Genomic DNA, 1,342 nt, shown 5'->3' with positions numbered 1-1,342 from the left:
CGACGGGCGCGGTCATGGCGATTTTCCGCTGCGGGGAATTGTCGCCGAAAATATAACCGGCGAGGCGGCGGAAGCCTTCGCTAATGGCCGCGCCGCGCTCGCCGGCGACCGTCGTTTCTGCGACGATCTGCGGCGCGTAGTCGCGAATTTCGATGGCCCCTGTCGAGGCGACCACCGAATATCGCGCATGCTCCACATCGGAATCCGCGCGTGCGGGGGCAGCCGCGATGAGCCCGACAAGGATAGCAAGAAAGCGCCGCATCTCCTGGGTCCTCTTCTCTAATAGGTAAGATGAGGCGCAGCAGGGCGGCGGACCAGTCGGAACGACGCCAATGAGGGGCGGTTTTTCGCCAGCCGTCGCAGGCTCAACGCCTATGGCTCGTTATTTAGGAAGCTCTGAGGCCTCGTGACGGGGTCGCATCCGCGTGATCGTTGCTTGCGCTGTGGGTAATCGACGGCGAAACAGATGGTCGTCATGCGTAGCCCTTGTAAACCCTAAGCTCCGTTTCTAAGCTTTGAGCTTACTGCTGCGGTTTCGCCCGCGTTTTAACGCGTGCTGGCTATTTGGGCGGATCTCCTCGGCGATTTGCAATTAAGAATAGGAGCGGCTGATGTCCGACTATTTTGAGATAGATTTCCTCGACGTTGAAACAGCTAAAAGCGGGGATGCGATCGCGCTTCGTTACACGATCGGAGGGGAAGTATTTATTCATGTCGTGGACGGCGGGTTCAAGCATACTGGACAAAAAGTCGCCGAACATATACGTCTCTATTATAACAACCCGTCATTTATTGATAACGTCGTTGTTACCCACAATGACGGCGACCATTCTTGTGGTTTGCGGACTATTCTTGAGGAATTCGATGTCGGAGCTCTCTGGATGCTACGACCGTGGGTTTATGCAGAACAGCTGATCAATCGCTTCGCTAGCTATTCGAACGTAGATAATCTGACGAGGCGACTTAGAGTTGCGTATTCGAATCTCGCTGCTTTGGAAGACATAGCCCAACGAAGAGGCATTCCGATCTTTGAGCCCTTTCAGGGTACTCAAATTGGCGCCTTTACGGTAATGGCTCCGAGCCGTGCGCTATTTTTTGATATGGTCGTAGCATCAGACAAGACCCCCGAGCCGGTCAAGGAAGCGGCATTCGATTCCTTGGGTGGCTTCATGGTGGAAGTAGCGCAAAAAGTGGTCGCTCTTGTCAAAATGGCCTGGGGTGACGAGCGCTTTTCGACCGAAGAAACTGCCGCCGAAAATGAGATGTCTGTTGTTCAATATGCCAATCTTTGTGGAAAGAAGATTCTTCTTACTGGGGACACGGGACGCAAGGGGCTGCAGGA

At 54.2% G+C, this 1,342-nt stretch carries 2 protein-coding genes; one reads left to right on the top strand and one right to left on the bottom strand.

What is annotated here, in order from left to right; genetic code table 11:
- Positions 1-262: heme-binding protein (locus tag Q8M88_RS07980; protein WP_305596144.1), on the bottom strand; the 262-nt coding region annotated here is incomplete at its 3' end.
- Between the two features lie 349 nt (positions 263-611).
- Here Q8M88_RS07980 and Q8M88_RS07975 point away from each other — a divergent pair.
- The coding region (locus Q8M88_RS07975; protein ID WP_305596142.1) for a competence protein ComEC at positions 612-1,342 on the top strand (731 nt) is incomplete at its 3' end.

The organism is Phenylobacterium sp., from assembly GCF_030693805.1.
Classification (GTDB): Bacteria; Pseudomonadota; Alphaproteobacteria; order Caulobacterales; family Caulobacteraceae; genus Phenylobacterium.
The sequence above is the reverse complement of the archived record's forward strand: the minus strand, read 5'-3'. Positions and strand labels throughout refer to the sequence as shown.